This window comes from Streptomyces sp. H39-C1 (assembly GCF_027158125.1).
Classification (GTDB): domain Bacteria; phylum Actinomycetota; class Actinomycetes; order Streptomycetales; family Streptomycetaceae; genus Actinacidiphila; species Actinacidiphila fildesensis.
The window spans coordinates 1-7,172 of record NZ_JAPVLS010000091.1 but is presented as its reverse complement, the minus strand read 5'-3'; the positions used below and the strand labels follow the sequence as shown (position 1 = coordinate 7,172).

7 protein-coding genes are annotated in these 7,172 nt (G+C 68.6%); 3 read left to right on the top strand and 4 right to left on the bottom strand.

All coding sequences use genetic code 11. The features are described 5' to 3' along the window. Positions 1 to 37: 37 nt before the first annotated feature. The 4 genes from O3W51_RS38965 to O3W51_RS38950 form a co-directional block, all read right to left on the bottom strand. Complete coding sequence (locus O3W51_RS38965; RefSeq protein WP_138357822.1) at positions 38 to 430, bottom strand: hypothetical protein; 393 nt, start codon at positions 428 to 430, stop codon at positions 38 to 40. A gap of 161 nt (positions 431 to 591) precedes the next feature. Continuing rightward, entirely contained in the window at positions 592 to 1,500 is a 909-nt protein-coding gene (locus tag O3W51_RS38960; protein ID WP_331284130.1) for a DUF6215 domain-containing protein, read from the bottom strand. Between the two features lie 342 nt (positions 1,501 to 1,842). After that, a complete protein-coding gene (locus O3W51_RS38955; RefSeq protein ID WP_138357824.1) occupies positions 1,843 to 2,961 on the bottom strand; it encodes a fatty acid desaturase family protein in 1,119 nt (372 codons plus the stop codon). 7 nt (positions 2,962 to 2,968) lie between these two features. Beyond that, the gene (locus tag O3W51_RS38950) at positions 2,969 to 4,024 is read right to left on the bottom strand and encodes a ferredoxin reductase (protein WP_138357825.1); all 1,056 of its coding nucleotides are present in this window, start codon (positions 4,022 to 4,024) and stop codon (positions 2,969 to 2,971) included. An 87-nt stretch (positions 4,025 to 4,111) separates the two neighbouring features. On the opposite strand from O3W51_RS38950, the gene O3W51_RS38945 reads away from it, so the two are divergent. The 3 genes from O3W51_RS38945 (at position 4,112) to O3W51_RS38935 (ending at position 6,694) form a co-directional block, all read left to right on the top strand. Continuing rightward, positions 4,112 to 5,251: a PucR family transcriptional regulator gene (locus O3W51_RS38945; protein ID WP_138357826.1), complete on the top strand. Its 1,140-nt coding sequence runs from the start codon at positions 4,112 to 4,114 to the stop codon at positions 5,249 to 5,251. Between the two features lie 503 nt (positions 5,252 to 5,754). After that, positions 5,755 to 6,207, top strand: a complete 453-nt coding sequence (locus tag O3W51_RS38940; protein ID WP_138357827.1) for a hypothetical protein — start codon at positions 5,755 to 5,757, stop codon at positions 6,205 to 6,207. Between the two features lie 22 nt (positions 6,208 to 6,229). Beyond that, complete coding sequence (locus O3W51_RS38935) at positions 6,230 to 6,694, top strand: hypothetical protein (protein ID WP_138357828.1); 465 nt, start codon at positions 6,230 to 6,232, stop codon at positions 6,692 to 6,694. Positions 6,695 to 7,172: the final 478 nt, after the last annotated feature.

Genomic DNA, 7,172 nt, shown 5'->3' with positions numbered 1-7,172 from the left:
GGCCCCCCACGCCCGGTCGGTGTGACATGTGCGGGTGCTATGTGACGGGGCGGGTCGCCAGGTCAACGATGTGGAGGGCGGAGTTGGTGGGCAGGGTGACTGAGCGCAGTTCCCTGGTCGGGTCGGTGGGAACGGTGTTGACATAGAGGCGGTACGGCAGGCCGAAATTGGCGGGTCCGGCCGGGGTGACCCGGTGGTCGGTGGTGACGGCGATCCGGGCGCCGTTCGCGGTAGGTTGGTCCGAGAGCCAGTTGGGCAGGAAGAGGTTCGCGGTGGCCGAGCTTCCGTCGGTGTACCGGATGGTTACCGTGCCGGTGACCCCGCCTACCGAGGCACCGAGGAAGCCGAGTTCGCGGGCGTGCCCGCTCAGGGCGATCACGCCGCCCCCGCCCACCGCGTTGTCGCGCTCGCCGGGACCGTACCGCGGCATGGTGAACTCCAGTCCGTCCACCGTGATCCGGGCGCCGGGGGCGGCTCCCGCAGCATTGAGAGCGTCGGCGGAGTAGCTGTTGCCTGGCGTCCGCGAAGGTGGCCCAGTAGGTCACAATCTTGCGACGAGGGGACCTGCACGCCAAGAAGACCTTCGGCGTTTCACTGGACAGTCCATCCGGGGATCGTCGGAAGAACCTTCTCAGCGATGCCAAGGAGAGCGCGGTCGTCGGGGAGAGCGCCGGACTTGCTCCACACGGTGACTTCGCAGTAGCCGCCTCGGTCTGTCCGGTCGAGGGCCACGGCCAGATTCCTGGACGGGGGGCCTTGTGTGACCGGTCCGCTGGACCTGCCACCGCCGAGACTGATCTCGAGCTGCATGGTGTGATCCGAGTACAAGACCGCGGGCCGGCCAAGAACCGTGAGCGTCTTGATGTCCTGCTCGTCGCCGAACTGCATCAGCTTCACGTACTGGGCGGTTGACAGCTCGTTGTAGGCGGCCGAGACATTCACGGTGTAGGTGCCGAACCTGACTTCGGCCTCCGGCTGGGCGACCTTCTTGTTGGGCGAGATGTTGTTGCTACCGGAGGCCGTGGTCACGATCTCTCCAGGTGTGCCGAGCAGCTGGGCCAGGTCGGGCCGGTTGAGCGCCTTGCACAGCTCGTCACCGGTCATCGGCCGGGGCGTGGCCTGGTATGCCGTCGGCAGCTCTTTGTGCTCTCCGTCCGGACACGAGGCGGCCTGCGACTGCGTGCCCCCATCGGACGGCAGTACGCGTGGACCAACCCACAGCGCCGCCGCGAGTGCCCCGATCACGGCCACGGCCGCGATGGCCTGGCCCCACTCGTTGGGCCCCTTCTGCGGAACGTCCGGGCCGGGACGCGGCCCGGCTCCACCCTGGGCTTGGGCGCTGCCTTCGACCGCCGCCTCCTCCACGGGGGCCGCCGGACCCGGATTCCGGCGTAGGCGCAGGGCACGGAGCACCACCCAGACGCGTATCGCGGTGAACACGAGGAACACCACGCCGAGACCAGCCGCAACCCGGTCGTGATCGGTGACGGCGAGATACATGATGCGTATGCCGAGAGCAGACCCAATTGCGATGAGTAGCGGCTCGCGGACCCAGAACGGCCGGAGACGAATGAGGAAACCGAGCATCCGGTGATCTCACCATGACAAGATCACGTCCGCCGTGATGGAGGTCACAGTTCCAGGAACGTACAGGGCCTTGCCATGGAGGCCGTCGCTCAGCCTCTCGTCATCCCAGTCCTTGATACCCAGCCGAGTCCGCAGTCTGCCCTTGGCCGGGCCCGTACACCAGCAGGGGTGTGGCGAACCGGGCCCTTCCCATGGATCTCACCGAGACCGGCGGTGCCGCCGGTACGTCCGAAGGATTCGAACCCTTACCGGGGATCAGGCCGCGACGAGCTCCTGTTCGCGGTCCAGCGTCTTGACCTTGGGCTTCTTGTTCGGCAGTGAGAGCCGGAAGACCTTGTGCCACGCGGAGAACACCTGCTTGGGCAGCGGCCCGGTGACGTACTTCAGCTCGTACTTCTCGAACAACGCGCGCACCTTCACCGCGACCTCGGCGTACCGGTTGCTCGGCAGGTCCGGGAACAGGTGGTGCTCGATCTGGTGCGACAGGTTGCCGGACATGAAGTGCATGGCCTTGCTGCCGCTGATGTTCGCCGAGCCCATCATCTGGCGCAGGTACCACTGGCCGCGCGTTTCGCCCTTGATCGACCGGCGCTCGAAGACCTGCACACCCTCGGGGAAGTGGCCGCACATGATCACCGAGTGGGTCCAGATGTTGCGGACCAGGTTCGCGGTGAACGTGGCTGCCAGCGTGGTGAGGAACGACGGGCCCGACAGCAGCGGGTGGATCACGTAGTCCTTGAGCACCTGCTTGCGGATCTTGCGGCCCACGGCCCTGGCCCGCGCGCGGAACTCAGGGGTGTTGCGGCGGCGCTTGTGCAGGTTCTTGCCGAGTTCCAGGTCGTACGCCGCGATGCCGTACTCGAAGAAGCAGGCGTTGAGGAAGTTCCACAGCGGCTGGCCGAGGTGGAGCGGGTGCCACTTCTGGTCCTCGTCGACGCGCATGATGCCGTAGCCGAGGTCGTTGTCCTTGCCAATCACGTTGGTGTACGTGTGGTGCAGCTCGTTGTGCGAGTGCTTCCACTGCTCAGCCGGCGAGACGTGATCCCAGTCCCAGGTGGTGGAGTGGATCTTCGGGTCCCGCATCCAGTCCCACTGGCCGTGCAGGATGTTGTGGCCGATCTCCATGTTGTCCATGATCTTCGCCACGGACAGGCCGGCGGTGCCGATCAGCCACGCGGGCGGGAAGATCGAGAACAGCAGGACGCCCCTGCTGACCAGTTCGAGTTTGCGCTGTGCCGAGATGACCTTGCGGATGTAGGCGGCGTCCTTCTCGCCGCGGCCGGCGATCACCTCGTCGCGGATCGCATCCAGCTCGCGACCGAGCTCCTCGATCTGCTCCGCGGTCAGGTGGGCGGTGGGGTCGATGGCGGTCAAGGTGCTCCTAGCGTTCGATGTCGCAGGGGCCCGCCGCGGCGGACACGCAGGTTTGGATGAGGACGCCCGGCTCGGCCTCGGTGATCTCGCCGGTGCGCAGGTCGCGGACGGCGCCCGCCGTGAGCGGCGTGACGCAGCCGAAGCAGATGCCCATGCGGCACCCGGACGGCATGAGCACGCCGGCCTCCTCGCCGACGTCCAGCAACGGCGTGGCGCCGTCCGCGTCGACGGTCTTGCCGGTGATGCCGAACGTGACCTCGCCACCGTCGCCGGCGACGACGATGCTGGGGCGGAAGCGTTCGGTGTGCAGGCGCTCTGGGACGCCGTGCCCGGTCCAGTGCTCCTCGGCGGCGTCGAGCAGGCCCGCGGGCCCGCAAGCCCAGGTCTCGCGCTCGGCCCAGTCGGGCACGAGTTCGTCGAGACGGGCGATGTCGAGCATGCCGTCCGTGTCGGTGTGCAGCTCGGTGAGCCGCAGCTTCTTGTCCGCGACCAGGTCGTGCAGGTCGTTGCGGAAGATCACGTCGTGCGGCTGTGGTGCGGAGTGGACCATGACGACGTCGTCGAACTCGGAGTCGCGCAGCATGCCCATCACCGGCGTGATGCCGCTGCCGGCCGTCAGGTAGAGCACCTTGGCGGGCTTGGCCTCCGGCAGCACGAAGTCACCGGTCGCCTGGTCGAGCTGGATCAGCGTGCCCGGTTTCGCCCTGCGGACCAGGTGATTGCTGACCTTGCCGTCCGGGATCGCCTTCACGGTGATCGTGATCCGGCCGTCCCGGCGGTCCGTCGGCGAGGTGACCGAGTAGGCACGCCACAGGCGCACCCCGTCGACGTCGACCCCGATCCGCACGTACTGACCGGCTGTGTGACCGCGCCAGCCCCGTCCCGGCCTGATCACGACGGTCGCGGCGTCACCCGTCTCGGGGTGCACGGCCTCGATGCGCCCCCGCAGGTCGGCACCCGCACGCAGCGGGCTGACCAGGTCGAGGTAGTCCGACGGCAGCAGCGGCGTCGTGAGCATCTCCAGCAGTTTCCACGCCCTACTGCGCAGGGCTGCACTCGTCATGACCCCAGCTTGATGCGCCCCTGGGGGTAAAGTCCTGTCCGTAGGATGTGAATCTGGTCGGCTGAATTGTTCGTAGGGAACAAAAACGTGAGCCATGCAATCCGGAAGGCCAGCGAACTGGTCCTGGACGAGACGACGGTCACCGCGCTTCGGGCCGCGCTGAGGACCACCGCCGACGAGGTAGTCCAGGCGATCATCGACGAGGTCCCTCCCTACGCCAACGCCCTTGCGGGCCGCATGGGCTCCACCATCCGCCGAGCCGTCCGCACCGCCCTGGGCCACTACCTGGACCTCGCGAGCGGCAACACCACGGGCGGCGACGCCAGCGACGCAGCCTACGAGCTGGGCCGCGGCGAGGTCCGCGACGGCCGTTCGATGGACGCCCTGCTCAGCGCCTACCGGGTCGGCGCCCGCGTGGCCTGGCGAGGACTGGCCGCAGGTGCCGTACCCGCAGGTCTGCCCGCCGCCGAGGTCGCCAAGTTCGCCGAGCTGACCTTCGCCTACATCGACGAGCTCTCCGCCGCGAGCGCCGCGGGCCACGCCGACGAACTGGCCGCCCGGGGCCGGGCCCACGAGCGCCACCTGGAACAACTGGCCCGCGACCTCCTCGCCGGCGCGAGCCCGGACGTGCTCCTTGCCGCTGCTCAACGGGCCGGGTGGCAGCCGCCGGTTTCGCTGACCGCAGTCCTGCTGCCCGCCGCCCAGGCCCGGCCCGCCCACCGCGCGCTCGACCCGAACACCCTCGTCCTCGACGATCTGCCGGACGCCTCCGGCGTACTGCTCGTCCCCGATGCCAACCGGGCACATCTCCTGAGGCAGCTGCCCGACCGCACCGCCGTGGTCGGCCCGGCCCGGCCATGGACGCGTGCGTCCGCCTCGTACGCACGAGCCGTACGCGCGCGCTCCCTCTCCTCCGACATCCGCGACACCGAGGACCACCTGCCCGAGCTGGTACTGAGCGCCGACGCGGAAGCGTTCGCAGACCTGCGTGCCCGAGCCCTCGCACCGTTGCTGACCTTGCCTGCCGCGACCGCGCGGCGCCTTGAGGAGACGTTGCGGGCGTGGCTGCTGCACCAGGGCAGGCGGGACGAGGCGGCGGCGGCGCTGTTCGTCCATCCCCAGACCGTCCGGTACCGGATGTCACAGCTGCGGGAGCTGTTTCCGGATCTCGGGTCCCCGCACCGGGTCCTCGAACTGACGCTGGCGGTCGGTCTTCGGGCCGGCTGACGGGCTCTTCGAGCGTCCACGACCGCGTCCTCGAACGGTCCGGGAATCGTGCCCGCCCTCGGTGTGATCAGCCGGCTCATGCGGCCCGGGGAAGAGCCGTATGAGCCGGCTGAGACTGGGGTTGATGAGGACCAGACGCGTTCGATGGCTGCTCGCACCGGTGACGCAATCGCGCGTGCGGGGTCTCCATGCGGCCCGCGAACATCAACGTCCCTCCCCGAGCCCTGACCAGCACAACTACCGACTCACTGCTCGATCCTGATCGTCAGTTCAGAGAATCCGCACCCATCCGCGGCGTGGCCTGATCAGGCCAGCAGCCAAGTCCGTACCGGTGATGGCCGTCGGCCACGGATATCTGCTCGCCGGCGGCAAGTGGTGGCTCCCCCCGATGGGTGGACGGCACCTGGAGTACCAGTACATGAGGCCGCCCTGCCGCGACTGTCAGTCCGCCGCATATCCGCCTGGTTCACCTCCAGGGGGAAGTCTTGAACGTCCGTCGCACCATGGACTCTGTCCCTGCAACTGTCGCCCTGCTCGTGATGGCGACGGGCTGCTCCAGCGCCCCCACCGCGGCCAAGGGCAAGGGCTCCAGCCATCCGGCGCCGCCTGGCGCCACCCAGCCGGCCGCGAACGGTTCCGGGACGACGCCGGGCAGCGGTCGTCAGGCCGGTGCGATCCCGGTCGGCCCCGGCCCCCAGACCAAATACACCGTGCAGGCGCAGCCCGCTCCGGGCACGTGCAAGTACCGGTTCACCGCCGCCAAGGAGCCCCTGCCGGCTCCGGTGTGTACACGGGGAGCGACCAATCCGGCCGTCACTCAGGCCACCCTCAAGACCACGATCTGTATGCCGGGCTACACGGCCACGATCCGGCCGCCCTCCTCGATCACCGCCAAGGAGAAGGCCGCGTCGATCCTGGCGTACGCGGGAGTGTCTAATAAGCGGCGGATCTGTTGATCATGGAGACGCCAAGGCCAGCATGCACTTCACCGGGCCGGTCGAGTTCATGAAGCTCCGGGCACAGCGTCTACCGACCAGGGACTTCACGCAATACACCGCAGCCGGCCTGGAGAGCGGCGACACCTCGTCCACGGCGGTCACGGAGACCGAATGGGACGGTGGGGCGTTCAGCGCCCTGGACTTCGCCATCGGGCTCCGCGTGCGGGACTGCGTGCGCATCCCCGGCCCGCGCGAAGACGGAGCCCGTGTCACCTGGTTCTACAGCCTGCGCGACCCGTCCTGGGCTTGCCTGGCGTTCGTTGACGGGCAGGACATGGCGAGCGTCTGGCAGGGCGGTGACCGCCGACTGTGGGACGACATCGAAGCGGCGGTCAAATGGTGGCAACAGGCCGGCCACCCAGGCCATGAACGCTTCGGACTGACGGTCACCGCGGAAGGTCAGCAGGCGTGGCTCGACAACCCGACGCAATCGTGGACTCTGTGAGAGCTCGAACCCGCGACATCTGAGATCGGGGCGCCTGCGATGCCCCGCAGAAGGTCCAGCATCGGACTGCCCGGGAGGTCACGTTATCGGCTGCCTCTGGCACCGATCCTGCACACATGCGTGTTGATGAAGGGGCCGGCGGCCTACGGTCGGCAAGGATCCGCAGGTGCGCGGGGCCCTGCACTGTGCCCGGTCCGGGCACAGTGCAGGGCGTGTGGCACAGCTCGCTATGGGTTCCTCAGAGTTCGCGCCTCGGTCGGAAGGAGGCGCGGCTCAGCAGGTGCAGATGCGGATGTTGTGGGAGCCGGCGACGCCGTCGGCACCTGTGCGTGACGTCCGCGACGCCTGGTCTGCTGTTAGCAGGGCAGGGTGGTGTGTCCGGCGGCGCCGGTGGCGCCCGTGATGCCGTCCGCGGTCAACGTGGCAGCGGTGCCGTTGCCACCGTCGTTGCCGGGACACACCGGGCTTGCGGCGCCGC